Genomic DNA, 783 nt, shown 5'->3' with positions numbered 1-783 from the left:
CGGCATGATGATGCTGGTACGAGGGGTACGCATAAAATTTTTCCTGGATCGATATAGGGTTAAAGGCCGTAGTTACGTTTGACATAAGCGCCGTAGAGCACGCGGTATAGCTTTGGCGAGAGCTTCAAGAGAGCACCCGCAGCACCCATGAGCGGGCGTGAACGCAGAGTCGCAAAAACCTGACCCCACGAAAGCTGTTTTCGGCATGCGGCGATAACGCCGGGTGCATCCGAACCGCCTGCAAGAAGAGCCTGCTGCGCATTATTGAGAAAGGTGACGCTTGTAGATGCGGCAAAAGCGTTTTTACCTCGCGGGGTTTTCAGTAAATCTCCGGCGACGCGGCGCATATAGTCGGTGTGGCGAATACTCTCTTCAACGGGTGTGATGCGCCCCCAGGTCAGCCCGCCCTGTTCCATCCTGTAGGTGTAGAGGTGATCGGTGATGCCGACTAGGCGTTTTGCCTTCATGCAGCAGGCGAAGACGACGAGGGCATCTTCGGCGCGATGAATATCTTCGGCGAACCGCACCCCATCAAATAGCTGGGCACGGAAGATTTTATCGCACATGAACCCAGTGTAGCGGTCTTCCAAAAACTCAATGGCAATATCTTCGCCTTCGTGCACACCGGGGGTAACTTTTGCCCGGTGCACTTCGGTACCGTCGCTGTGTCTGATGGTATGCCCGCATACGGCAATGTCGGCATCGTGAGTGTGCGCCGCCTCGTGAAGTTTTTCGAGGAATTCGGGGTGATATTCGTCGTCTGAGTCGATGAAGGTGATCCAG

1 protein-coding gene is annotated in these 783 nt (G+C 54.9%); it reads right to left on the bottom strand.

All coding sequences use genetic code 11. The annotated features are described in order from the left end of the window. Positions 1–59: 59 nt before the first annotated feature. Positions 60–783, bottom strand: a 724-nt coding sequence (locus HMPREF3164_RS10765) for a glycosyltransferase (RefSeq protein WP_070450987.1), incomplete at its 5' end; no start/stop codon positions are given.

This window comes from Rothia sp. HMSC08A08 (genome assembly GCF_001808385.1).
In the GTDB taxonomy this organism is placed as follows: domain Bacteria; phylum Actinomycetota; class Actinomycetes; order Actinomycetales; family Micrococcaceae; genus Rothia; species Rothia dentocariosa.
Note: the sequence above shows the minus strand (reverse complement) of the source record. Positions and strands in the feature narration are given on the sequence as shown.